Origin of the sequence: Aliiroseovarius sp. YM-037, from assembly GCF_048060095.1 — a bacterium.
Taxonomy (GTDB): domain Bacteria; phylum Pseudomonadota; class Alphaproteobacteria; order Rhodobacterales; family Rhodobacteraceae; genus JBLUOA01.
In genome coordinates, this window is record NZ_JBLUOA010000001.1 from 432,759 (window position 1) to 456,709 (window position 23,951).

Consider the following 23,951-nt stretch of genomic DNA (forward strand, 5'->3'; position numbering starts at 1 on the left):
TTCGTGAAGATTTGCAATGCATGCTTGCGCCATGTGGCAGGACTTGGCACCATCGGATCAAGCTCAACTCTCGGGAGACTTTATTGGGTACCAGCGCGCTATCTCAATCGCCAGATTCGGCAGAAACGCCGGAAACACTTCTCGAATTTCCCGACAATCGCCTGTTGATCGACCTTTGTGGTGAGTTTGACAAGAACCTGACCCAGATCGAAAGTACGCTTGGCGTTCAGATCGTCCGGCGCGGCAATCAGCTTGCCGTATTGGGTGAGGCGGATGCCCGCGACAAGGCGGCAGAGGTTCTGCAATCGCTCTATATCCGACTGGAAGGGGGCCGCGACGTCGAAGCCGGCGACATCGAGGCTGAGATTCGCATGGGTGGTTCCGACACCGGGACCGGCACGCGCGATGGTGACCAGCTTGAGATGTTTCAAGGTGGTCGGGTTGAGATCAAGACCCGGAAAAAGACGATTGAGCCACGGACAGAGGCGCAGAAAGCCTATGTTCAGTCGCTGTTCCAAAATGAACTGGCCTTCGGGATCGGCCCCGCTGGGACGGGTAAAACCTATCTTGCCGTCGCCGTTGGCGTGTCGATGTTCATCGAAGGCCATGTTGATCGCATCATCCTGTCGCGCCCCGCTGTTGAGGCGGGAGAACGGTTGGGCTTTCTGCCCGGCGATATGAAAGACAAGGTCGATCCTTTCATGCAGCCGCTTTATGACGCGCTCGCGGATTTTCTGCCGGGCAAACAGGTTGCGAAGCTGATCGAAGACAAGCGCATCGAAATCGCCCCGCTGGCGTTTATGCGCGGTCGGACCCTCAGCAATGCGTTTGTCGTGTTGGATGAGGCGCAGAATGCCACGACCATGCAGATGAAAATGTTCCTGACCCGCCTTGGCGAAGGATCGCGGATGGTTATTACCGGCGACCGCAGTCAGGTCGACCTGCCGCGCGGCGTCATGTCGGGCCTGCATGATGCAGAGCGGTTGTTGAAAGATATCGACAGCATTGCGTTCAACTACTTCACGGCGAAAGACGTCGTGCGTCACCCGCTGGTCGCCCGGATTATCGAAGCCTACGACAAAGATGACGGCTGAACCCGTCGATACGGTTCTGGAGTATTCGGAGTGGGACGCGTTCGGCCTGCCGACGCTTGCCAACCGGGCTGCGACAGCGACGCTTGCCCATCTAGGGCTGGCACCGGAACAGTTTGAAATCGTCTTGATGGGCTGCGATGACGCCCGGATTGCCGCGCTGAATACGTCGTTTCGCGACAAGACGACCGCGACAAATGTGCTGTCATGGCCGTCGGAGGAACGAGGCGCGGATGCACCGGGCGAAGCGCCGGTGCTGCCAGTGCCGAATGATGGCGACGACCCAACAGAACTCGGCGATATCGCCATCGCCTATGAGACTTGTATGCGAGAGGCTGAGGAAGCCTCTATCGCGCCGACCGATCATGTGACGCACCTTGTCGTTCATGCGGTTCTGCACCTGTTGGGTTACGATCACATTGACGATAAAGATGCGGCCTTGATGGAAGCGCTCGAAACAGAGATACTTGGCAAACTGGGGGTCGCGGACCCATATGGGGCCTAGGCAAACAGATATGCCGCTAATTTGGAAGGAATGATGGGCGATACCGACGAAGGATCTTCTAGCGCAGCGCAAGGCGCGCAAGAAGATGACACTGAACAACACCGCGGCTTTTTTGGCCGAATTATCGGTGCACTTTCCCCTAACGAGATGAATGGCACGGCAGCGCCTGAAAAACAGGACAGCAGCCCGGCATCCGCGCAACCGCGCGGAATGTTGAACCTGCGCCGGATGCGGGTCGAAGACGTCGCCATTCCGAAGGTCGAGATCGTTGCGGTTCCCGATGACATCCGCAAGGAGGAACTGGTCGAGGTATTTCGCGACAGCGGGCTGTCGCGCCTGCCGGTCTATTCCGGCACGCTTGATACGCCGATTGGCCTTGTCCACGTCAAAGACCTTGCCCTGCGGCACGGGTTCAACGGGTCAAGCAAGGGTGGCCGGTATTCGCTGTCAAAGCTGATCCGCCCTCTTCTTTACGCGCCGCCCTCCATGCCGATCGGTGTTCTGCTGCAAAAGATGCAGACCGAACGGATCCATATGGCGCTGGTGATTGATGAATATGGCGGGGTCGATGGTCTCGTGACCATCGAAGACCTGATCGAACAGGTGATCGGTGAGATTGAAGATGAACACGACCTTGACGAAGGCCAGTTCTGGAGCCGTGAGAAAAGCGGCAACTACCTTGCCGAAGCGCGCGCCCCTCTCGAAGATTTCGAGGCGGAGATCGGGCAAAGCCTGACCGAAGGCGTCGATGACGAGGAAATAGATACGCTCGGCGGTCTGGTCGTTGTCCTGACGGGCCGCGTTCCCGCACGCGGAGAGATGATCCGCCACCCCAGCGGCCCCGACTTTGAAGTCGTCGATGCCGACCCGCGTCGGATCAAACGGCTTAGGGTGCATCTGGCCGATCAAAGCAATGGCTGACACCGTCGCGCGGCTGGCGCTGGCATCGACACGCATAAAGATGCTGTGCGCGGTCGGGCTTGGTGTGCTGTCGGGCCTTGGCCAAGCGCCGTGGGGGTTGTGGTGGCTGACCCTCGCCGCGCTCGCGGTTCTGGCGATCCTGTTTGACACGTCGCGCGACTGGCGGCAGGGCGCGTGGATTGGCTGGGCGGCTGGCGTCGGCTATTTCGGGTTGGTTCTTTCTTGGATTGTTGAACCTTTCCTTGTCGATGTTGCGCGACACGGCTGGATGGCCCCGTTCGCCCTGATCGGCATCGCGGGCGGTATGGCGCTTTTCTGGGCGCTTGGCTTTGGCTTGGCGCCGGCGCTGGGCGGAGCGCGGCACGCGCCGCTGATGCTGATCGCAACGCTGACGGCTGCGGAACTGCTGCGTTCCTACCTGCTGACCGGCTTTCCGTGGGGGATGCTCGCCTATATCTGGGCCGGTTTGCCACCGATGCAGCTTGCCGCTTGGGTCGGGCCGCATGGTTTGACGCTGCTGACCCTGCTTCTGACATTCGGAACATACGCCGTCACGACTTTGCCACGGGCGAAAGCCGTTTTGACGGGCGGTTTGATCTGGGCGGGGATCGTCGGTGCATCCATCTTTGCGATGCCGCCGACCGTCGATACTCCCGCTGACCGACCAACCGTGCGCCTGCTGCAACCGAACGCCGCGCAGCAACTTAAATGGCGTGAGGATATGATCCCTGTGTTCTTCCAGCGGCAACTTGATTTCTCTGGGTTCGAGGGTAGCCCCGATCTGGTCGTGTGGCCTGAAACGTCTGTCCCCGCGCTGCTGGAAAATGCCGATCAAACGCTCCGCACGATATCAGAGGCGGCGAATGGCGCGATGGTCGCCATCGGTATCCAGCGCAGCGGGGCGGCGGGGTTTTACAACAGCCTCGCGGTTCTGGACGACGGCGGAGAGGCGTCGCGTGTCTATGACAAACACCACCTCGTGCCGTTTGGCGAATACGTCCCCGGCGGTGCGGTTGCCGAGCGTTTGGGGATACGCGGGTTCGCGGCGCAATCCGGCTTCGGCTATACCCCCGGCCCAGGGCCGGCGTTGCTGGACTTTGGCGGGTTGGGCAAGGCGCTGCCACTCATCTGCTACGAGGCGATATTCCCGCAAGATGTTGGCGGTGCGCCATCCCGCCCGGACTGGCTGTTGCAGATCACCAACGACGCGTGGTTCGGCACCTATTCCGGACCGTATCAGCACCTCGCCCAAGCGCGGTTCCGCGCGGTTGAGCAGGGCTTGCCCTTGCTGCGCGCCGCCAATACCGGGATCACGGCGGTTGTTGATCCGTATGGGCGGGTGCTTGATCATATTCCGCTGGGAGAGGCCGGATATCTCGACGCCAAGCTGCCCCTCGCCGCGACGCCAACGCTATATTCGCGGACGGGTGACGTTGCGTTATTCACCTTTCTCGCGCTCGCTCTTTGTGGCGCAATGGTCGCAGCACGCCGCAATAGCAATTGACGCTGGGCGCGCATCACAGTAACCGGAGCACAGCATATCCGTCACAACGGCTTCCTGACGTGGCGGGTTTATAACCAATGGAGCACTTCCCATGATTCGCCAGAACTACACTTTTACCTCTGAATCCGTTTCAGAGGGGCACCCGGACAAGTTGTGTGACCGCATTTCCGATGCTGTCCTCGATGCGTTCCTTGAAGAGGAGCCGAACTCCCGCGTTGCGTGTGAGACCTTTGCGACCAGCGGCATGGTCGTCATCGGCGGCGAAGTCGGCCTGTCCGATCAGGAACGGCTGAAGGACTATATGGGCCGGATCAGCCAGATCGCCCGCGATTGCATCAAGGATATCGGCTATGAACAGGAACAGTTTCACTGGAACACCTGCCATGTGCTGAACTTTCTGCATGAACAGTCCGCCCACATCGCGCAGGGCGTGACCGGTGAGGACAACAAAGATCAGGGTGCGGGCGACCAAGGCATCATGTTCGGCTATGCGGTCAACGAAACCGACGCACTGATGCCGGCCCCGATCCAATATTCCCACGCGATCCTGAAACGGCTGGCCGAAGTGCGGAAATCCGGTCAGGAACCAGCACTTGGCCCGGATGCGAAAGCACAGCTTTCGGTGCGTTATGAGGATGGTCGGCCGGTTGAAGTCGACTCGCTCGTTCTATCGACGCAGCATTTGGATGAGGCGCTGACCTCGGACGATGTCCGCGCGATTATCGAGCCTTATGTCAGGGAAGTTCTGCCCAGCGGATGGCTGACCGACGCGACCGAATGGCACGTGAACCCAACCGGCAAGTTCGTCATTGGCGGACCGGACGGGGATGCAGGCCTGACCGGTCGGAAGATCATCGTCGACACCTACGGTGGCGCGGCACCGCACGGGGGCGGGGCGTTTTCGGGGAAGGACCCGTCGAAAGTCGACCGCTCCGCCGCCTATGCCTCGCGCTATCTGGCGAAGAACATCGTCGCTGCTGGCCTTGCGGATCGGTGCACGTTGCAACTGTCCTACGCGATTGGCGTGGCCCGTCCGCTGTCGATCTATGCGGATACCCACGGCACCGGTAAAGTGCATGAATCCGAGATCGAAAAGGCGGTCGCAGAGTGTATGGACCTGACCCCGCGCGGCATTCGGGAGCATCTCTCGCTGAACCGCCCGATCTATCAACGCACAGCGGCCTACGGCCACTTCGGGCGTCAGCCGGACGAAGACGGCGGCTTTAGCTGGGAGCGGACGGATCTGGCAGAGGCGCTGAAAAAGGCCGTTTGACCCGACCCCGATGACCAACGACAAGGCCCCCTCAGGTGCGCCGTGGCGCAATTTCTATGGCCGTCGCAAGGGCAAGGGCCTGCGCGACAGCCAGAAGGAATATCTTGATAAAGACCTGCTGGCGCTGTCCCCGGGGGCGGTGGATTGGGATGTGAATCCCGAGAGGAAGCCGCTTGACCTGAAAGGGTTGTTCGGCGGTCGGCCCGTGTGGCTTGAGATCGGGTTCGGTGGCGGCGAACACATGGTTCATCAAGCCGCGCAAAACCCCGACGTCGGGATTATCGGGTGCGAGCCGTATATCAACGGCGTGGCGATGCTGCTCGGCAAAATCCGAAAGGCGGGGGTTGAGAATGTTGCGATCCATCCGGGCGATGTGCGCGATATGTTCGACGTTCTGCCGGACGGTTCGATTGATCGTGCCTTCCTGCTTTACCCCGATCCGTGGCCAAAGAAGCGTCATCACCGCCGGCGTTTCGTGACGCCGGAACATCTGGAGCCTCTGTCGCGGGTCTTGACGCCGGGCGCTATATTCCGCGTGGCGACCGATATCCCGGATTACGTGCGCCAAACGCTTGAGGAAGTGCCCGGCCAAGGGTTTGAGTGGCTGGCCGAAGGGCCGGGTGACTGGTGCAACCCGTGGGACGATTGGCTGTCCACCCGCTATGAGCAGAAGGCGCTGCGCGAGGACCGGGTGCCGCACTATCTGACGTTTCGCAAGCGATAGGCCCGCTTGTCGGGCGATGGCGGGAGTATTTTTGGTAAGATGAAAGCCAGCGCATGGACCCCGGAAACGGGTTCGGCTATCAGGTCGGAAAAGGAATTAAGGAAGCGCGCATGTCCGGCCATGGAACCCCGATCCCGATGACCTCTGCCCGGTCCGGCCCGTTGAAGGGTGAGGCGCGCGTGCCCGGCGATAAGTCGATCTCCCATAGGTCGTTGATCCTCGGTGCGATGGCCATTGGGGAAACCCGGATCACCGGGTTGCTTGAGGGCGAGGACGTTCTTGATACGGCCAAGGCGATGCGGGCATTCGGCGCTGAGGTTAATGATCTTGGTGATGGAGAATGGTCGGTTCACGGCATCGGTGTCGGTGGATTTGCGGAGCCGTCGCAAGTGATCGACTGCGGCAATTCCGGGACCGGCGTTCGCCTGATCATGGGGGCGATGGCGACGCAGCCGATCACCGCAACGTTTACCGGCGATGCGAGTCTGAACAAGCGGCCGATGGGGCGCGTGACCGATCCGCTGGCTGAGTTCGGGGCGCAATCCTTCGGACGGTCCGGCGGGCGGTTGCCGATGACAATCGTTGGCGCGCGGGAGCCTGTTCCGGTTCGCTATGTGGTGCCTGTGCCTTCTGCTCAGGTAAAATCTGCGGTTCTTTTGGCAGGATTGAACGCGCCGGGAAAAACCGTGGTGATTGAGAAAGAAGCGACCCGCGACCATACGGAGCGGATGTTGCAGGGTTTCGGTGCGGAGCTATCTGTTGCCGAAACGGACGAAGGGCGAGAGATTACCCTGACCGGACAACCGGAGCTTTCCCCGCAGGCCATCGCCGTGCCGCGCGATCCGTCATCGGCGGCTTTCCCGGTATGCGCCGCCCTGATCGTTGAAGGTTCTGAAATTACCGTGCCAGGGGTCAGCCAGAACCCGACGCGAAACGGACTTTATACCACTTTGGTTGAAATGGGCGCTGACATCACCTTTGAGAATCCGAGGGAGGAAGGCGGCGAGCCAGTCGCCGACCTGCGGGTGCGCGCATCATTGACCAATGGGATTGAGGTGCCGACAGACCGCGCCCCGTCGATGATTGATGAATATCCGATTTTGGCGGTGGTCGCGGCCTTGTCGGAAGGCACGACGACGATGCGCGGCATCAAAGAGCTGCGGGTGAAGGAATGCGACCGCATCGACGCAATGGCCCGGGGGCTTGAGGCGTGCGGCGTTCGGATCGAAGAGGACGAAGATTCACTGATCGTTCATGGCCTGGGGCGCGGTGGCGTGCCGGGTGGCGCGACGTGCGAGAGCCACCTCGACCACCGGATTGCGATGGCGTTCATGGTGCTGGGCATGGCGTCACAGAAGCCTGTTTCCGTCGATGACGGCGCGCCGATTGCGACCTCTTTCCCGGTTTTTGAACCGCTGATGGCCGAACTCGGCGCGCAAATCCGGCGCGACAATCGCTGATCAGCCGTCGCGCAGGTCTTCGTTAAGTCTGCGAAAGCCACGCAGCAGGTGTTCCGTCACGTGATGGGCTTTTTCGACCTCATCAAGCGTGAAATCCCGTGCGAGCGCCGAAATCACGCTCATCTCCGCGTTCTTGATGCCAGCGATGATGTCACGACCGCCTTTGCTGAGTTCAAATAGCGTGGAGCGTTTGTGCGCCGGGTTCTTCTGACGCGAGACGAGGCCGGCGTCTTCGACTTCGTTCATCATCACCTGAACGTATTGGCGCTGTATCCCAAGATGCCGCGCGACACCGGGAACGGTTGCCGGGCCGAGATGATCAAGCGCTTCGAGAACGGCGCGCATACGCACGGTCACGCGGGTTTCGGACAACATCGCCGCAACCGCACCGTCGACCTGTTGGTGCAGTGGGCGGGACAGCAATGCAATTTCGTAAAGAAGATCTGATTTCTGGCTCATGACAAGCGATATGTCGTTCTGACAGTAAAGATGTCAACTGCGCCAAAGTGAAGCATGGGTCGATTGATTTGACAGAAATCGCCTGCGGGCCTATGGCGGAAGGCCAGATAGAGGAAACGGATGACTCTTACAGTTGCAATAGATGGCCCGGCTGCGGCGGGCAAGGGGACAATATCAAAGGCGGTCGCGCAGCATTTTGGCTTTCCGCATCTTGATACCGGATTGCTGTATCGCGCGGTTGGCAAGTGCATTCTCGCGGGTGATGATCCGATTGAGGCGGCACAGGCATTAAAGGCCGACGATCTGGATGGGGATGACCTTCGCACACCGGAAATCGCGCAGGCGGCGTCAAAGGTCGCGGCGATGCCCGAAGTCCGCTCAGCGCTGATTGATTTTCAGCGCGCGTTTGCCCGGCGCGCGGGGGGCGCAGTTCTCGATGGCCGAGATATCGGCACGGTGATCTGCCCCGAGGCCGAGGTGAAGCTGTTTGTGACCGCGTCAGATGATGTGCGGGCGGAGCGGCGGTTCCACGAACTCGCCGTCAAGGGGCACGAAGTCTCGCTGGCCGGAGTGCTTGAGGATTTGCTGGCGCGGGATGCCCGCGACAGTGCCCGCAGTTCGGCTCCGCTGAAGGCGGCAGAGGACGCGGTGATCCTTGATACGTCCGAGCTGAGCGTTGATGCCGCGATTGCGCAGGCGATCGAAATTATCGAACAGCGGCTAAAGGCCGAATAGCGCCTAGGCGAAGTCCGGCGACTGCGCGGCGCGGGCACAGATATGTCCTTGCAGTATTGGTCTTCCGTCGCTATAGACCTCCTGTCGAAAAGGCGGTCCACGCCTGACAACATATACGCAGGCAGGGTCGGGGTAAGTTACCGGCCCTCTCTTGTTTGTGGACCAACACGCCGACCAACTGAAACCCAAAGACCGGCGGAGACAACCGCGCGGCCAGAATAAAACGATAGATTAGGAAACCGAGACCACATGGCTCAAAACGCATCTATGGAGGAATTCGAAGCCCTTCTGAACGAAAGCTTCGAAATTGACACGCCCGACGAGGGTTCCGTTGTCAAAGGTAAAGTCATCGCAGTCGAAGCTGGCCAAGCCATCATCGACGTCGGCTACAAGATGGAAGGCCGCGTTGACCTAAAAGAATTCGCAAATCCCGGCGAAGCGCCCGAAATTTCTGTTGGTGATGAGGTCGAAGTTTACCTCCGCCAAGTAGAAAACGCGCGGGGCGAAGCAGTCATTTCCCGCGAAATGGCCCGCCGCGAAGAAGCTTGGGATCGCCTCGAAAAAGCATATGCAGACGAAGAACGCGTCGAAGGCGCAATCTTTGGCCGCGTAAAAGGTGGCTTCACCGTCGATCTGGGTGGCGCGGTTGCGTTCCTTCCCGGCTCGCAAGTTGATGTCCGCCCGGTTCGTGACGCTGGCCCGCTGATGGGTCTGAAGCAGCCGTTCCAAATTCTGAAAATGGATCGCCGCCGGGGCAACATCGTTGTGTCGCGCCGCGCAATCCTCGAAGAATCGCGTGCTGAACAGCGTGCAGAAGTCATCGGCAAGCTGTCCGAAGGCGACGCAGTTGACGGTGTCGTCAAGAACATCACGGAATACGGCGCGTTCGTCGATCTGGGCGGTGTTGACGGCCTGCTACACGTCACCGACATGGCTTGGCGCCGTGTGAACCACCCGTCCGAAATCCTGTCGATCGGCGAAACCGTCAAGGTTCAGGTCATCAAGATCAACAAGGAAACGCACCGCATCAGCCTCGGCATGAAGCAGCTGCAGGAAGATCCTTGGGATGCAGTCGCCGCGAAATACGCGCTCGACTCTGTTCACACGGGCCGCGTGACCAACATCACCGACTACGGCGCGTTTGTTGAGCTTGAGCCGGGTGTTGAAGGCCTCGTCCACGTCTCCGAAATGTCCTGGACCAAGAAAAACGTCCATCCGGGCAAGATCGTGTCCACCTCGCAAGAGGTTGAGGTCATGGTGCTGGAAATCGACGAAGCCAAGCGCCGCGTGTCGCTTGGCCTGAAACAGACCATGCGCAACCCGTGGGAAGTCTTTGCGGAAACCCACCCGGTTGGCACCGAAGTTGAAGGTGAAGTCAAGAACATCACCGAATTCGGTCTGTTCATCGGTCTTGAAGGCGAAATCGACGGCATGGTTCACCTGTCCGACCTGACATGGGAAGGCCGTGGCGAAGACGTGATCGGCGATTACCACAAGGGCGACGTCGTGAAAGCGGCCGTGACCGAAGTGGACGTTGAGAAAGAGCGCATCTCGCTCTCCGTCAAGGCGCTGGATGGCGATCCGTTCGCCGAGGCCGTTGATGGCGTCAAGCGCGGCTCGATCATCACTGTCGAAGTGACCAAGATCGAAGATGGCGGGATCGAAGTGGAATATGAAGGCATGAAATCCTTCATCCGCCGCTCTGACCTTAGCCGTGATCGCGCAGAACAGCGTCCGGAGCGTTTCGGTGTTGGCGACAAGGTTGACGTTCGCGTCACCAACGTCGACGCGAAGACCCGCCGCTTGGGTCTGTCGATCAAAGCACGCGAAATCGCGGAAGAGAAAGAAGCGGTTCAGCAGTACGGTTCGTCCGACTCTGGCGCGTCTCTTGGCGATATTCTTGGTGCCGCGCTTAAGGGCGACGAATAACAAAACACGGGCCATTTGTGCCAAGAACGGCCCCGTTTCTGACGGGGCCGTTTTTTTTACGAATCGTTTTCCGCCGGGCCGCGTGACAGGCCGATTTGGTGCGCCCTCAAGGTGAACGCACCCCCGCCAACAGTCCAAAAATCGCGCAAGGCCCTCAAAAACGCGCGTTTTTCTGCCAACGGGCGATGGCAAATTGTTTCTTATTTCCGAGAGTTTGCATATAGTCGTTCCAATAATCGACGCTGCTGATCGACTGCGCGCTGTCCAAACCAGGGGGACAATTGGGATGATCCGTTCGGAACTTGTCCAGAAAATTGCTGACGAAAATCCACATCTGTATCAACGCGATGTGGAGCGAATTGTGAACACGATATTTGAAGAGATCATCGAAGCCATGGCCCGCGGCCACCGGGTTGAACTCCGCGGATTTGGTGCGTTCTCTGTGAAAAAGCGCGATGCGCGAATTGGCCGAAACCCTCGCACGGGCGAGTCGGTTGCGGTTGAAGAAAAACACGTTCCGTTCTTTAAGACAGGGAAGCTTCTTCGCGATCGCCTGAACGGGAAATAGAATACCATGCGCTACCTTCGCTACGCCTTCCTTGCGGCTTTGGCCATTTGTTTGATCACTGTGGCCCTTGCCAATCGCAGCATTGTCGAACTGCGATTGCTGCCCGAGGAAGTGTCAGAGCTTTTGGGGATGAATGCGGGCATCCAACTGCCGCTGTTTATCGTGATCTTCGGCGGCATCGTCGCCGGGCTGCTGATCGGATTCGTCTGGGAATGGTTCCGCGAGATGAAGCACCGCAATGAGGCGAGCCGCGCCAAGCGTGAGGCTGCGAAGCTAAGCCGCGAAGTCTCTCGCCTGCGCGAAGACAAGAGCGCGCCGGAGGATGACGTGCTGCGGTTGCTTGAGGACGGCGGCGCGACACGCTAGAACCGCCTTCTGGATTGCTGGCGGTTTGTCGGCATCTCCATCGATTTCTTGAGGGCAGGGCCGTGCGCGATGGCTGATATCAGAGTGAAAATCTGCGGGTTGAGCGATCCGGCGCACGTGGCCGTGGCTGCGTCATGCGGCGCGCGCTACGTCGGGTTTGTTTTCTTCGGCAAATCACCGCGAAACGTGTCGATCGCGCAGGCCGCGTCCTTGGCGATCGACGTTCCGGTCGGCGTGGCCAAGGTCGCGCTTGTCGTCAATGCGGATGATGCGTTGCTTGACGAGATCACCAACCAAGTTCCGCTTGATATGCTGCAACTTCACGGTTCCGAGACACCGAAGCGGGTGGAGCAGATTAAGGCGCGGTATGGGCTTCCGGTGATGAAGGCTGTCGGGGTCGCGGACGCGTCTGACCTACCGGCGCTTGATGACTACGCCGAGGTCGCGGATCAAATACTGGTCGACGCGAAGCCGCCAAAAACGGCGGAACTGCCCGGCGGCAACGGGCTTTCCTTTGACTGGAGGTTGATCGCCAACCGTGACTGGTCGGTGCCGTGGATGCTCGCTGGTGGGCTGACCGCCGGCAACGTGGCAGAGGCGGTGGCGCTGACCGGGGCGACGCAGGTCGACGTATCCACTGGCGTCGAAACGGCGCCGGGGGTAAAGGATGCAGCTAAGATATCGGATTTCATTTCCGCCGCGCGGGGAGACAGCAGATGAACGACCTTTTCAACAGTTTCATGACGGGGCCGGATGAAAACGGGCGCTTTGGCGACTTTGGCGGGCGGTTCGTCAGCGAAACGCTGATGCCGCTGATCCTGAGCCTTGAGGAAGAATACGAACGCGCGAAAACCGACGATAGTTTCTGGGCAGAGATGGACGATCTGTGGAAACACTATGTCGGCCGCCCCAGCCCGCTTTATTTTGCGGAACGTATGACGAATGCGCTGGGTGGCGCGAAGATCTATCTGAAGCGGGATGAGCTGAACCATACCGGCGCGCACAAGATCAATAACGTGCTGGGTCAGATCATCCTTGCCCGCCGCATGGGCAAGACGCGGATCATCGCGGAAACCGGGGCGGGGCAGCATGGCGTTGCGACCGCGACGGTCTGCGCGAAATTCGGCCTGAAATGCATTGTTTATATGGGTGCGCATGACGTGGAACGCCAAGCGCCCAACGTGTTCCGTATGCGTTTGCTTGGGGCAGAAGTTGTGCCCGTCACATCAGGACGCGGCACGCTGAAGGATGCGATGAATGACGCACTGCGCGACTGGGTCACGAACGTGCGCGATACATTCTACTGCATCGGCACCGTCGCAGGGCCACATCCCTATCCGGCGATGGTGCGGGACTTTCAGGCGATCATAGGCAAGGAAGTGCGCTGGCAACTGGCGGAGCAGGAAGGCGAGGGGCGTTTGCCCGACACCGTGATCGCGGCCATTGGCGGCGGGTCGAACGCGATGGGGCTGTTCTTTCCGTTCCTCGACGATAAGGAGGTCCGGATTATCGGTGTTGAGGCCGGAGGCAAGGGCGTCAACGCCAAGATGGAGCATTGCGCATCCCTGACCGGCGGGCGGCCCGGTGTCTTGCACGGCAACCGAACCTATCTGCTGCAAGATGATGATGGGCAAATCCTCGAAGGGTTTTCGATCTCGGCCGGTCTTGATTACCCCGGCATTGGCCCCGAACACGCTTGGCTGCATGAAATTGGACGGGCGGAGTATGTCGCTATCACCGATAAGGAAGCGCTTGAGGCGTTTCAGTTCGCGTGTGAGCAGGAAGGCATCATTCCAGCGCTTGAGCCGTCGCACGCGCTGGCCCACGTCATCAAAATCGCACCGGAGCTTCCGAAGGACCACATCCTTGTCATGAATATGTGTGGACGTGGTGACAAAGACATCTTCACCGTCGCCAAGGCGCTTGGTTTCGACATGGAAGACGCCGACTGACGCTGCGCTATTCGACCAACTTATATTGTTCAAGAACTTCAAGCGGGGCGATCACCAGCGCCCTGCGATGACTGGCGGACAGGTCGACCTTGGGTGCGCAGCCTTCGTCATGGGCTTGCATAAAACGGCTCGCGCAAAGGCACCAGCGGTCGCCAGCCTTCAGCCCAGTAAAGCCAAATTCAGGCCGCGGCGTTGAAAGATCGTTACCGACGTATTTCGAGAACGCCAGAAACTCGTCCGTCATGATCGCGCAGACCGTGTGGCTTCCCTGATCCTCGGCGCAGGTATTGCAGTGGCCGTCGCGAAAGAACCCGGTGATCGGATCGTTTGAACAGGGCACCAAGGGTTCTCCCAACACATTGATGGGTGGGTCTTTTTCCATACGATCAGTTTAGGAGTTTGGCCTGAAGGCGCAAGCAGACAATGGCGGGCGGTTCAGCCGAATTTGTCCATCAACCGCTGAAGGGCCGACCGGGTATCGGGTTCTTCCTGGGGCTGCTCGAGCTTTTTCTCAGGCGTTGGTTTTGCTGTCGTCGATGATCGCGGCGGCTGTGTTCGCAGCGCGACTGCGTTCAGAAACTTGCCGCTGTCACCCTCCGCAAGATGCGCCGCGCCGTCGGAGATTCCGCGCAGCACGTCGTCGAGCCACGCCTCATCCGCCTTCGCGAAATCATGTAATACGTAACGCGACACGAGGTCTTTGTGCCCCGGATGCCCTATCCCGATCCGCACGCGGCGATATTCCGGCCCGATATGCTGATGGAGCGACCGAAGGCCGTTATGCCCCGCGTGGCCGCCGCCTTGCTTCACCCGCACCTTGCCGGGCGCGAGGTCAAGTTCGTCTTGGAAAACAATGACATGCTCCGGCTCAAGCTTGAAGAAGCGCATCGCTTCGCCAACCGATTGGCCGGACAGGTTCATGTAGGTTTCAGGCTTTAGCAGAACGATCTTCTCGCTGCCCAAGCGTCCTTCGCTTAGCTGGCCCTGAAATTTCGCACGCCACGGGGCGAAGCCGTGATCGTCTGCGATCCGGTCAACCGCCATGAATCCGACGTTATGTCGGTTCTGCGCGTATTTCGCGCCGGGGTTTCCAAGTCCAACGAATAATAGCATGGGTTATCGTCCGGTTTCGGTTGCCGCAATCTATGGGCCTTCGCGATTTGGTTCAATGCTAACGCGAAACGGGCCGTGCAAACAAAAAACGCGGGGCGTTGGCCCCGCGTTCAATCTTTCGAACGGGCAGTGGATTACTCCTCTGCTGCGTCCTCTTGTGCTTCTTCTTCGCTTTGCTCGGTCGTCGGAACTTCGTCTGCTGCGACTTCTTCTTCCTCCTCCTCGTCGTCTGCGGAACGCAGGCTGGACGGGGCAGAGATATTCGCAATAACGAATTCACGGTCGATCGTCGGCTTGGCGCCTTTCGGAAGTTCGATATCCGAAATCGTGATGGTATCGCCAACTTCAAGCGCGGACACATCGACGGTCAGCTTTTCGGGGATATCGCCAGCGGTCACGATCAGTTCGACCTCGGGGCGGACAACGGTCAGAACGCCACCTTTTTTCAGGCCGGGGCTCTCTTCTTCGCCCTCAAACTCAACGTGAATGAAAAGGTTGATTTTGGTGGTCCGGCGCAGGCGCATCAGGTCCAGATGCGTCGGAAGGTCTTTCACGACGTCGCGCTGGACGTTGCGGCAGATCACGCGCACGTCTTCGTGGCCATCAACCTTGAGGTTGTAGAGCGTTGACAGGAACCGGCCTGCCTTCAGCTTTGCCAGAAGCACGTTGAAAGGAATGTCGATTGCAACGGGGTCTACGCCGCCGCCATATACGATACCAGGTACGTTGCCATTACGGCGAGATTGACGAGCGGCGCCCTTGCCTGTCCCCGTTCGTACCGTGGCCTCAAGATCAGGAATCTGACCAGCCATGATAGTTCTCCTAGGTTTTGCGGGCATCCTCCAAGGCTGTATGCCCGCGTGAAGACGCGCGTATAGGGCAGATAACATCCAAAGGGAAGAGGGAATCCGGCGCGATTGTGCGGATTCGTTCACAGGGCGCATTTGCTTTGCCTCTTGCCTGATTGGGTGGGCCGTGTCACTGCCAAATCATGTCAACGCGCGCGGCGATCAGACACTCCCGAAATACGCTTCCGGCCTTTGCAGCGCAGGGGGTGTTTTGGGGCTGTTTCGGTGCATACGCTCCGGTTCTGAAGGCAGGAATTGGTGCAAGCGATGCGCAGTTTGGCTATGTCCTGCTGATGTCCGCGATTGGGGCTGTGACGGCGATGTGGCTGGCGCCGTTGTTTTCGGCCCGGTTCGGGCGGTATGCGATGGCATTGGCTGCGATCATTCTGGCAATCGCCTTCCAACTGCCGATGCAGACGGATCAGGTCTGGGTCTTTGGCGCGATGATGTTTTTTGTCGGGGCCGGGTCCGGTTTGCTTGACGTCGTGATGAACGCGCATCTCAGCTTGATCGAAAGTCGAACGCGGACGTCACTGATGAACCTGAACCACGCTGGATTTTCCTTCGCCTACGCGGGGGCAGCGATCATTGCCGGCCTGTCGCGGGAAGCATCGTTGTCGCCCGCTGTGGTCTTTGCCGGGTTTGGCGCGGCGGTTGTGATTTGCGCGGCGTCGATGATTGAACCCGTCATGCCGGAGGGCGGAGAGGTGGAGGAACAGCGCGATACCACCAAACTGCCAACCGCCGTGATCTGGGGCGGGATGATTATCTTCGCAGCGTTCCTGACCGAAAACGCGACCGAGGGTTGGTCTGCGCTTCACATCGAACGAACGCTCGGCGGTGGCGCGTCGGAAGGCGCGCTTGGCCCTGCGATGCTTGGGCTGACAATGGCCTTCGGGCGCCTGGGCGGGCAGCTTGTTTCGGCGCGGTTTCCAGAGGCGAGAGTGCTATTCTATGCGGCCTTATTGTCGGCGAGCGGCGCGTTCCTCGCTTCGATTGCGCCGTCGCCGTTGGTTGCGAATATCGGCTTTGCGATCCTCGGGCTTGGCGTGTCGGTCATCGCGCCGATGGCGTTTGTGCTGGTCGGACGCCGCGTCACGGATCAGGACAGAGCAAAGGCGATTTCGCGAGCCGCAGTGATAGGATATCTCGGGTTTTTCTTTGGCCCACCGATCATGGGCGGCGTGGCAGAGCTTGCCGGCTTGCGCTGGTCATTTGTCTTTGTCGCCGCCGTTCTGGGTGCCGTTCCGCTGTTCCTATGGATGCTGCGCCGGACGGAACGTGTTAGCTCCACCGGCCTTCAAAATCTTCAGGCACAAACAGAATATCGCGGTCCACCTCATTGATATCGCGGTGCCCGCACAGCGCCATTGATGTGTCGAGCTCTTTGTGGATCACCTCAAGCGCCGATGTCACGCCCGCCTCACCCATCGCGCCGAGGCCATAGACAAAGGCCCGCCCGATCATCACGCCCTTGGCTCCCATCGCGACCGCTTTCAGCACGTCCTGACCGGATCGGATACCGCTATCAAGATGGATTTCGACTTTATCGCCGACGGCGTCCACGATGGCGGGCAGGGCGCGGATCGAACTGATCGTGCCGTCAAGCTGCCGCCCGCCGTGGTTCGAAACGACGATGGCGTCGGCGCCCACGTTCGCGGCCATCTTGGCGTCTTCGACATCCATCACGCCTTTCAGGATCACCTTACCGCCCCACATCTTGATCAGCTCGCGCACCCGGTCCCAGTCAAGCGCGTGGTCGAATGCCTCCGCTGTCCAGCTTGATAGCGATGCCGGGTCCGATACACCTTTCGCATGGCCGATTACGTTGCCGAAGAACCGCCGCTTGGTGCCGAGCATGCCGAGGCCCCACTGCACCTTGGTCATCATGTTCGCAATGGATTTCGCGGTCAGCTTTGGCGGAGCGGACAGGCCGTTTTTCAAGTCTTTATGCCGCTGTCCCTGCACCTGAAGGTCAAGCGTGATGACGATGGCCGAACATCCCGCCGCGCGCGCGCGATCAAACAGGCGCTGCATGAAATCGTTGTCTTTCAGGGTGTAGACCTGGAACCAGAACGGCTTGGTCGTATGCTCCGCCACGTCTTCGATCGAACAGATAGAGAGGGTCGAAAGGGTGTAGGGCACGCCGAACTTCTCGGCGGCGCGGGCAGCTTTGATCTCTCCGTCCGCGTGCTGCATTCCGGTCAGACCGACGGGGGCGAGCGCGACGGGCATCGCCACATCTTGCCCGATCAACTGCGTCGCCGTGGTGCGGTTCGTCATATCGACGGCGACGCGCTGGCGGAAATAGAGCTTGTCAAAATCCGACGTGTTTTCGCGAAACGTCTGTTCTGACCAACTGCCAGTTTCGGCGTAATCGTAGAACATTTTCGGCACGCGACGTTTGTAGAGCCGCTTGAGGTCGTCGATGTTTGTGATGACGGGCATGGGATGTTCCGGCAATTATTGGTTAAACTTCCTTACCAATTTATCACATATCGCGCAAACGGATTCCTGCGTCCATACGGATACAGGCCACGAAGTGCGGCGGAGGGATCGTGATTGGCAGGTTTGAGCGGTGTGAATCAGGCGCGGTGCGCGCCATCGGACAGCGTCTTGACGAAGGCGAGGACATCAGCAGTCGGGCGACCCTCGCCGATCTGCTTCACGATGGCAGAGCCGACGACCGCCCCATCCGCGACGCTCGCGATGGTTTCGGATTTCTCTGGCGTGTTGATGCCAAAGCCGACGATCACGGGAAGGTCGGTCGCGGATTTGATGCGCGCAACCTCGGGGCCAACATCGGTCGCTTCCGCTTCAGCCGCGCCGGTGATGCCGGTGATCGACACATAATAAACGAAGCCCGACGTGTTTTGCAGCACCTTGGGCAGGCGCTTATCATCGGTGGTTGGTGTCGCGAGCCGGATAAAGTTCAGCCCGGCATTTTGCGCAGGGATGCAAAGTTCTGAGTCTTCCTCAGGCGGCAGATCAACGACGATCAGCCCGTCGATACCAGCGGCCTTGGCATCCGCCAGAAAGCGATCAACGCCGCGGCTGTAGATCGGGTTGTAGTAGCCCATCAGTACGATTGGCGTCGTCTCGTCGCCCTTGCGAAATTCCGTGGCGAGGTCGAGCGTTTTCTGCAGCGTCATGCCACCATCAAGCGCCCGTTGCCCGGCAAGCTGGATCGTCGGGCCGTCCGCCATCGGATCGGTAAAGGGCAGGCCGAGTTCGATGATATCGACACCCGCAGCCGGAAGCCCGCGCACGAGGTCCAGCGAGGTTTCATAATCCGGGTCGCCCGCCATCACGTAGGAGACAAAGGCTTTCTTCCCCTCAGCCTTGAGGGCGGCGAATTTGGCGTCGATCCGGGTCATGGGTATCCTCACACTCTGATCCATGCGGTTTGCGCGAAACTGCGGTGGAAATCAATGCCCCGCTTGACGCCCCGCACCCAACACCACTACATGCGCCCACGCAGAAACGGAGAGCGTGCAATGGGTTTCAAGATGGGCATCGTCGGTTTGCCGAATGTGGGCAAGTCAACGCTATTCAATGCGCTGACCAAAACAGCGGCGGCGCAGGCGGCGAACTTTCCGTTCTGCACGATTGAACCCAATGTAGGTGAGGTCGGTGTGCCAGATGCGCGGCTGGCCAGGCTGGCGGCGATTGCCGGGTCAAAGCAGATCATCCCGACCCGTATGACCTTCGTCGATATCGCGGGCCTTGTGAAAGGCGCGTCAAAGGGCGAAGGGTTGGGCAACCAGTTCCTGGCCAACATCCGCGAGGTCGACGCCATTGCGCATGTCTTGCGGTGTTTTGAAGATGGCGACGTGACGCATGTTGATGGTCGTGTCGATCCGATTGAAGACGCGGAGACGATTGAGACGGAGCTAATGCTCGCCGATCTCGATTCGGCGGAGCGTCGGATTCAGAACCTTCAACGCAAGCTGAAGGGCGGCGATAAGGAAGCTGTGCAACAGGAACGTTTGTTGAAAGCCGCGATGGAAGCGCTTGAACAAGGCAAACCCGCCCGTACGGTCGAGGTTGATGCCGACGACGCGAAAGCGTGGAAAAGCCTTCAACTGATGACAGCGAAGCCGATCCTGTTCGTCTGTAACGTCGATGAGGCATCAGCGGCTGAGGGCAACGCCCATTCTGCCCGCGTGGCCAAGATGGCAGAGGCGCAGGGCGCGGCGCATGTCGTAATCTCCGCCCAGATCGAGGAAGAGATCAGCCAGCTTGACGACGAAGAGGCCGCGATGTTCCTTGAGGAAATGGGCCTTCACGAAGCGGGTCTGGATCGGTTGATCCGGGCCGGATATGATCTTCTGCATCTGCAAACCTATTTCACCGTCGGCCCGAAAGAGGCACGCGCCTGGACAATCCGCAAGGGCACGCTTGCCCCGCAAGCCGCAGGGGTGATCCACGGCGATTTCGAACGCGGCTTCATCCGCGCCGAAACCATCGCCTATGACGACTTTGTCGCGCTGAACGGTGAACAGGGCGCGAAGGATGCGGGCAAAATGCGGGTCGAGGGCAAGGGGTATGAAGTGAAGGACGGCGACGTTCTGCATTTCCTGTTCAACGCCTAAGATCGGCGAATTACTCGCCTTAAAGGCGAATAATACCGAACGTTGTTAAAGCGCAAAGAAGAACGCAGGCGTCGGGCGTAGACCCCTTCTCAAGTGATTTAAGCACTGAGAAGGAGAGTGAAATGCTGACACGTAGAGCTGCACTGATGGGGGCTGCGCTTGTCGCAGCATCGCCATTGGTCACCAAGACCGCATCTGCAGAAGAGATTCTCGACACATCCGACGCAGCACCGGTCGACCTGTCGAGCCTGAAGCGCGTGAAACGCAAGCTGGTCGCGCCGCCATTCGTGCATGAGCACGAACAGGTCGCATCAGAAGGCCCGGTTGTCGTCGAATTCGAGATGATGATTGTTGAGCAGGAAATGCAGATCGCGGATGACACGTATTTGCAGGCGATGACGTTCAACGGGTCAATGCCCGGTCCGCTGATGGTGGTGCATGAGGGCGACTATGTCGAACTGACCCTCTACAACCCGCCACAAAACCTGATGCAGCACAACATCGACTTCCACGCCGCAACCGGCGCGCTGGGCGGTGGCTCTCTCACCTTGGTCAATCCGGGCGAAAAGACGGTTCTGCGCTTCAAGGCAACCCGCCCCGGCACGTTCGTTTACCACTGTGCGCCGGGTGGCCCCATGATCCCGTGGCACGTTGTTTCGGGTATGTCGGGCGCAATCATGGTTCTGCCGCGTGACGGTCTGAAAGACGATAAAGGCAATCCGGTCAGCTATGACCGCGTTTACTATATCGGCGAAAACGACTTCTACATTCCGAAGGACGAGGATGGGAACTACAAGCGCTTTGCCGATGTCGGGGAAAGCTATCCAGATACGCTCGACGTGATGAACGGGCTGATCCCGACACACGTGACCTTCAACGGCGCGGTTGGCGCCCTGACCGGGGAAAACGCGCTGAAGGCCGAGCAAGGCGAAAAGGTTCTGTTTGTTCACAGCCAGGCGAACCGGGATTCGCGACCTCACTTGATCGGTGGGCATGGCGACCTTGTCTGGGAAGCGGGCAAGTTCAACAACGTGCCGGATCGTGACCTTGAAACCTGGTTCATCCGGGGTGGGTCTGCGGGCGCTGCGCTTTATGAATTCTTGCAGCCGGGCGTCTACGCTTACGTGAACCACAACCTGATCGAGGCGGTGAACCTTGGTGCGACGGCCCACGTTCTGGTCGGCGGTGACTGGAACAACGATCTGATGGAGCAGGTGGTCGCGCCGACTGTCTACGACATCAACTACGAAGGCCGGACCGCGCTGCCATAGGGCTGCCCCTTCCGAAACCATGATACCGGGGTGGCCGCCAAGTGTGGCCACCCTTTTTTTGTGAAGGATCTGAACGTGAAACGCAGCATTTTGATATTGGGCGCCGGGCTGGCCGCTACTGGGGCCGTGGCGCTGATGCTGGGTCGGACGCCCGAACCGGCGATCACCGATCTGCCCGAATTGGTCGAAATCCCCGCCGGCACCTACAGCTATCGTCTGGCAGGCGATTTCCGCGCCGGGACCCGTGTGGTTGACGGCCCGCTGGAAGAACGCGAGGCGGACGCCCCGCTTGAGATCATGAAATACCCGGTCAGTCAGGCAGATTACGCCCGCTGTGTTGCCGATGGCGCTTGTCCGTCCGTCGGCACGACCGAACGGCCGGAGATTCCGCAAACTCATGTGAGCTTTCTTGACGCGGTCAGCTATGCGGACTGGTTTTCCAAGCAGACCGGCCAGCAATGGCGCCTGCCGAATGACGAAGAATGGGTTCGCGCCGCCGGGGAGCGGTTCTTTGACGACGCAGTCGGCGTCAACGACACAACCGGTGATCCGTCGGCCAGATGGTTGCGGGAATATTCCCAAAACGTGATCGAACGCGGCGATGCGGATGCAGAGCTGCGCCCGTTCGGGGCGTTTGGGGCGAACTCAAACGGAGTGTTCGACCTCGCCGGGAATGTCTGGGAATGGACCGACACCTGCATGATTAACGCCCAGATGGACGAATCCGGAGGAACCATACTCGACAGCTCGACCTATTGCGGCGTGCGGGTTGCGCAGGGGCGGCACCGGGCGTTTATCATTGAGTTTGTTCGCGACGCCAAGGTCGGCGGCTGCGCCGTTGGGCTGCCGCCGGACTACTTGGGCTTCCGTCTGGTGCGGGAGTCGGCCTAGGCCCGGTTTGGTTGTCGCCGCGCAACGCGCGATGTCAGCAGCCACGGGCCGACCCGGAAGACGAAGACTCCGAACGCGATTGCCCAGAGGGTCGCGGATAGGGTGATCCCGCTTAGTCCGGCGATGGTTATGGTTCCAGCAAGGCTGCGGATCAGCGCGGCTGTGATCAGCAGCGCAAAGGCCGCGGTCAGCAAACCGCCCGCGGTCAGATCACGCCCGGTATGGCCCATCGTGGCGCGCATCATCACCGCAAGGGTCATGCCGCCAATCGCTCCAACCCCCAATAAGTGCAACCCGACCACCGGGGCCGCGACGGCCAGCGCGATCAGGCCAAGCGGGATGAACCCATAAGCGACATGCAGCATGAGCAGGATGGGAGAACGCCACGTCTGATGCCCCTGCCAGCGGGTCAGCCGCGCGGCGTGCAGGATGCCCGCGATCAGCAGCACGGTGGAGGTCACGGCATTCTGCATCCCCGACGCCCACAACAGTAGAGTGATCCCGCCCGCCCCGATGCAGATAGCGTCAAACCGGTTGAATGGTGTCGGCAGGGCCGCCGCACCGCGCTTGTTCAGCCAGTTGCGCGTAAAGCTTGGGATGATCCGCCCGCCGATCAGGGTAATAAGGAAGACCACGACCGCGATCCCCAAGCGCTGGCCGATATCGCTGGCGCCCGCGACCATGACTTCGACATGGAAGAGGATGTTAGAGAGAAGCAGGATCAGAACCGGAACGACCACCTTGAGGTTCCGCCAGTTCTTGCCTGCGATGATTTCAACCAACGCCATCGCAACGACTGCGATCAGAAACGCGGCGTCAATCCCCGCCGCGGCCCAATGGGGCAAGTCTCCAACCCCCGCGACTGCCAAACGCCCCGCAAGCCAGAGCGTCAATAGCAGGATCAGCGGCCAGCCACGGGTCGGCAAACGCCCTGTCCAATTCGGGATCGCAGTGAACAGGAACCCGCAGATCACCGCTGCGCTGTAGCCATAGATCATCTCATGAATATGCCAGTCCAGTGGCGCGAAAGGACCGCCCAGCGTCAGGTGCCCAGAATGGATCACCAACCAAAGCGGGATGACAATCAACGCGAAAACGCCAGCGCTTAGAAAGAACGGGCGAAAGCCATAGCTGAACAGGGCGGGGCCGCGATAGTCCGCGCGATTTGACGGCGCCATTGGATAACCTTTCAGGTGTGAGTGAAAAAAAGGGCGGCTCCTTTGCAGGGGCCGCCCAAATCCAGACAAGCAGGGACGCGTGTTACTGGACTTGCTCAAACAGCGGCGCAAAGCGGGATTTGGCCTTGCCGCGCTGATCAACGGATTGCGCTTCTTCAAGGTTAACGGCGTCGCCGACCTGAACCAGCATGATCATCCCCATTGCATAGTGTGGGGTGCATTTGATTCCGTAGAGCCCTTCTTGGTCGAGGGTCACGGAGAATTCTTCGTTCATGCCGCTTTTGAAGGCTTCTGCGCCCTCGGGAATCATGCCTTCGATCGTTTCGGCGTTGTGGCCGCGATCTGTCGGCAGGAAGGTGATCGTGTCGCCAGGTTGGGCGGCCACGTAAGCGGGTTCATACACCATCGCGCCATCGTCGCCCCGGTTCAGCATTTGAATCTCGAAGGTCTCAGCCTGCGCCATGGCTGTCGTCATCGTCAGAGCGGCTGTGAGTGCAAGCGTTTTAACAAACATTGGTTTCGTCCTTTCATTCGACATGCGTCTGTTTTCCTCGCGCTCTATATGGTG

Annotated in this window: 25 protein-coding genes and 1 riboswitch; of the genes, 17 read left to right on the top strand and 8 right to left on the bottom strand. The window is 59.6% G+C overall.

The features are described 5' to 3' along the window. Positions 1 to 20: 20 nt before the first annotated feature. The 7 genes from ACEWPJ_RS02050 to aroA all read left to right on the top strand — a co-directional run bounded on the left by ACEWPJ_RS02050 (position 21) and on the right by aroA (position 7,478). On the top strand, positions 21 to 1,094 hold the full coding sequence (locus ACEWPJ_RS02050) for a PhoH family protein (protein WP_416510510.1): 1,074 nt from the start codon (positions 21 to 23) through the stop codon (positions 1,092 to 1,094). Continuing rightward, positions 1,084 to 1,596, top strand: a complete 513-nt coding sequence (ybeY, locus tag ACEWPJ_RS02055) for an rRNA maturation RNase YbeY (RefSeq protein WP_416510511.1) — start codon at positions 1,084 to 1,086, stop codon at positions 1,594 to 1,596. The genes ACEWPJ_RS02050 and ybeY overlap by 11 nt, the downstream gene beginning before the upstream one ends. Before the next feature lie 33 nt (positions 1,597 to 1,629). Beyond that, a complete protein-coding gene (locus tag ACEWPJ_RS02060; protein WP_416510513.1) occupies positions 1,630 to 2,517 on the top strand; it encodes a hemolysin family protein in 888 nt (295 codons plus the stop codon). Then, on the top strand, positions 2,510 to 4,021 hold the full coding sequence (gene lnt, locus ACEWPJ_RS02065) for an apolipoprotein N-acyltransferase (RefSeq protein ID WP_416510515.1): 1,512 nt from the start codon (positions 2,510 to 2,512) through the stop codon (positions 4,019 to 4,021). The genes ACEWPJ_RS02060 and lnt overlap by 8 nt, the downstream gene beginning before the upstream one ends. Before the next feature lie 35 nt (positions 4,022 to 4,056). Beyond that, positions 4,057 to 4,106: riboswitch (SAM-SAH riboswitch) on the top strand. Between the two features lie 6 nt (positions 4,107 to 4,112). Continuing rightward, complete coding sequence (gene metK / locus ACEWPJ_RS02070; protein WP_416510516.1) at positions 4,113 to 5,294, top strand: methionine adenosyltransferase; 1,182 nt, start codon at positions 4,113 to 4,115, stop codon at positions 5,292 to 5,294. A 10-nt stretch (positions 5,295 to 5,304) separates the two neighbouring features. Further along, positions 5,305 to 6,018: a tRNA (guanine(46)-N(7))-methyltransferase TrmB gene (gene trmB / locus ACEWPJ_RS02075; RefSeq protein ID WP_416510518.1), complete on the top strand. Its 714-nt coding sequence runs from the start codon at positions 5,305 to 5,307 to the stop codon at positions 6,016 to 6,018. 110 nt (positions 6,019 to 6,128) lie between these two features. Beyond that, positions 6,129 to 7,478, top strand: a complete 1,350-nt coding sequence (gene aroA / locus ACEWPJ_RS02080) for a 3-phosphoshikimate 1-carboxyvinyltransferase (protein ID WP_416510519.1) — start codon at positions 6,129 to 6,131, stop codon at positions 7,476 to 7,478. Here the strand turns inward: aroA and ACEWPJ_RS02085 are convergent, their stop codons facing one another. Continuing rightward, positions 7,479 to 7,937 carry a MarR family winged helix-turn-helix transcriptional regulator gene (locus ACEWPJ_RS02085; protein ID WP_416510520.1) on the bottom strand — a complete coding sequence of 153 codons (459 nt, stop codon included), beginning with the start codon at positions 7,935 to 7,937 and terminating at the stop codon, positions 7,479 to 7,481. It lies immediately after the preceding gene. 120 nt (positions 7,938 to 8,057) lie between these two features. On the opposite strand from ACEWPJ_RS02085, the gene ACEWPJ_RS02090 reads away from it, so the two are divergent. The 6 genes from ACEWPJ_RS02090 (at position 8,058) to trpB (ending at position 13,487) form a co-directional block, all read left to right on the top strand. Next, a complete protein-coding gene (locus ACEWPJ_RS02090) occupies positions 8,058 to 8,672 on the top strand; it encodes a (d)CMP kinase (protein WP_416510521.1) in 615 nt (204 codons plus the stop codon). Between the two features lie 249 nt (positions 8,673 to 8,921). Next, positions 8,922 to 10,601 carry a 30S ribosomal protein S1 gene (gene rpsA / locus ACEWPJ_RS02095; protein ID WP_416510522.1) on the top strand — a complete coding sequence of 560 codons (1,680 nt, stop codon included), beginning with the start codon at positions 8,922 to 8,924 and terminating at the stop codon, positions 10,599 to 10,601. Between the two features lie 286 nt (positions 10,602 to 10,887). Further along, positions 10,888 to 11,169: an integration host factor subunit beta gene (ihfB, locus tag ACEWPJ_RS02100; RefSeq protein ID WP_416510524.1), complete on the top strand. Its 282-nt coding sequence runs from the start codon at positions 10,888 to 10,890 to the stop codon at positions 11,167 to 11,169. 6 nt (positions 11,170 to 11,175) lie between these two features. After that, a complete protein-coding gene (locus tag ACEWPJ_RS02105; protein ID WP_416510526.1) occupies positions 11,176 to 11,535 on the top strand; it encodes a LapA family protein in 360 nt (119 codons plus the stop codon). A gap of 69 nt (positions 11,536 to 11,604) precedes the next feature. After that, positions 11,605 to 12,255, top strand: a complete 651-nt coding sequence (locus ACEWPJ_RS02110; RefSeq protein ID WP_416510527.1) for a phosphoribosylanthranilate isomerase — start codon at positions 11,605 to 11,607, stop codon at positions 12,253 to 12,255. After that, on the top strand, positions 12,252 to 13,487 hold the full coding sequence (trpB, locus tag ACEWPJ_RS02115) for a tryptophan synthase subunit beta (RefSeq protein WP_416510528.1): 1,236 nt from the start codon (positions 12,252 to 12,254) through the stop codon (positions 13,485 to 13,487). Before ACEWPJ_RS02110 ends, trpB begins: the two co-directional genes overlap by 4 nt. 7 nt (positions 13,488 to 13,494) lie before the next feature. Here trpB and ACEWPJ_RS02120 read toward each other — a convergent pair whose 3' ends face one another. The 3 genes from ACEWPJ_RS02120 to ACEWPJ_RS02130 all read right to left on the bottom strand — a co-directional run bounded on the left by ACEWPJ_RS02120 (position 13,495) and on the right by ACEWPJ_RS02130 (position 15,412). Further along, positions 13,495 to 13,869, bottom strand: a complete 375-nt coding sequence (locus ACEWPJ_RS02120; RefSeq protein WP_416510530.1) for a DUF2237 family protein — start codon at positions 13,867 to 13,869, stop codon at positions 13,495 to 13,497. A gap of 53 nt (positions 13,870 to 13,922) precedes the next feature. Continuing rightward, positions 13,923 to 14,600 (bottom strand): aminoacyl-tRNA hydrolase, encoded by a 678-nt coding sequence (pth, locus tag ACEWPJ_RS02125; RefSeq protein ID WP_416510531.1) that lies wholly within the window; start codon positions 14,598 to 14,600, stop codon positions 13,923 to 13,925. Positions 14,601 to 14,734: 134 nt separating this feature from the next. Continuing rightward, positions 14,735 to 15,412, bottom strand: coding sequence for a 50S ribosomal protein L25/general stress protein Ctc (locus ACEWPJ_RS02130; protein WP_416510532.1), 678 nt, complete (start codon positions 15,410 to 15,412; stop codon positions 14,735 to 14,737). Between the two features lie 179 nt (positions 15,413 to 15,591). Here ACEWPJ_RS02130 and ACEWPJ_RS02135 point away from each other — a divergent pair, with 179 nt between their 5' ends. After that, positions 15,592 to 16,794, top strand: a complete 1,203-nt coding sequence (locus ACEWPJ_RS02135; protein ID WP_416510534.1) for an MFS transporter — start codon at positions 15,592 to 15,594, stop codon at positions 16,792 to 16,794. Here ACEWPJ_RS02135 and ACEWPJ_RS02140 read toward each other — a convergent pair. After that, a complete protein-coding gene (locus ACEWPJ_RS02140) occupies positions 16,733 to 17,896 on the bottom strand; it encodes an alpha-hydroxy acid oxidase (RefSeq protein ID WP_416510536.1) in 1,164 nt (387 codons plus the stop codon). The two genes, ACEWPJ_RS02135 and ACEWPJ_RS02140, sit on opposite strands and share 62 nt — an antisense overlap. A gap of 137 nt (positions 17,897 to 18,033) precedes the next feature. Further along, positions 18,034 to 18,825, bottom strand: a complete 792-nt coding sequence (gene trpA, locus ACEWPJ_RS02145; protein ID WP_416510537.1) for a tryptophan synthase subunit alpha — start codon at positions 18,823 to 18,825, stop codon at positions 18,034 to 18,036. A gap of 120 nt (positions 18,826 to 18,945) precedes the next feature. On the opposite strand from trpA, the gene ychF reads away from it, so the two are divergent. The 3 genes from ychF (at position 18,946) to ACEWPJ_RS02160 (ending at position 22,205) form a co-directional block, all read left to right on the top strand. Beyond that, the gene (gene ychF, locus ACEWPJ_RS02150) at positions 18,946 to 20,043 is read left to right on the top strand and encodes a redox-regulated ATPase YchF (RefSeq protein ID WP_416510539.1); all 1,098 of its coding nucleotides are present in this window, start codon (positions 18,946 to 18,948) and stop codon (positions 20,041 to 20,043) included. A 122-nt stretch (positions 20,044 to 20,165) separates the two neighbouring features. Then, the gene (gene nirK / locus ACEWPJ_RS02155) at positions 20,166 to 21,314 is read left to right on the top strand and encodes a copper-containing nitrite reductase (protein ID WP_416510541.1); all 1,149 of its coding nucleotides are present in this window, start codon (positions 20,166 to 20,168) and stop codon (positions 21,312 to 21,314) included. Positions 21,315 to 21,389: 75 nt separating this feature from the next. Continuing rightward, on the top strand, positions 21,390 to 22,205 hold the full coding sequence (locus ACEWPJ_RS02160; protein ID WP_416510543.1) for a formylglycine-generating enzyme family protein: 816 nt from the start codon (positions 21,390 to 21,392) through the stop codon (positions 22,203 to 22,205). Here ACEWPJ_RS02160 and ACEWPJ_RS02165 read toward each other — a convergent pair. Both ACEWPJ_RS02165 and ACEWPJ_RS02170 read right to left on the bottom strand, forming a co-directional pair. Next, positions 22,202 to 23,383 (bottom strand): NnrS family protein, encoded by a 1,182-nt coding sequence (locus ACEWPJ_RS02165; RefSeq protein ID WP_416510544.1) that lies wholly within the window; start codon positions 23,381 to 23,383, stop codon positions 22,202 to 22,204. The genes ACEWPJ_RS02160 and ACEWPJ_RS02165 overlap by 4 nt on opposite strands. 82 nt (positions 23,384 to 23,465) lie before the next feature. Continuing rightward, positions 23,466 to 23,897 (bottom strand): pseudoazurin, encoded by a 432-nt coding sequence (locus tag ACEWPJ_RS02170; protein ID WP_416510546.1) that lies wholly within the window; start codon positions 23,895 to 23,897, stop codon positions 23,466 to 23,468. Positions 23,898 to 23,951: the final 54 nt, after the last annotated feature.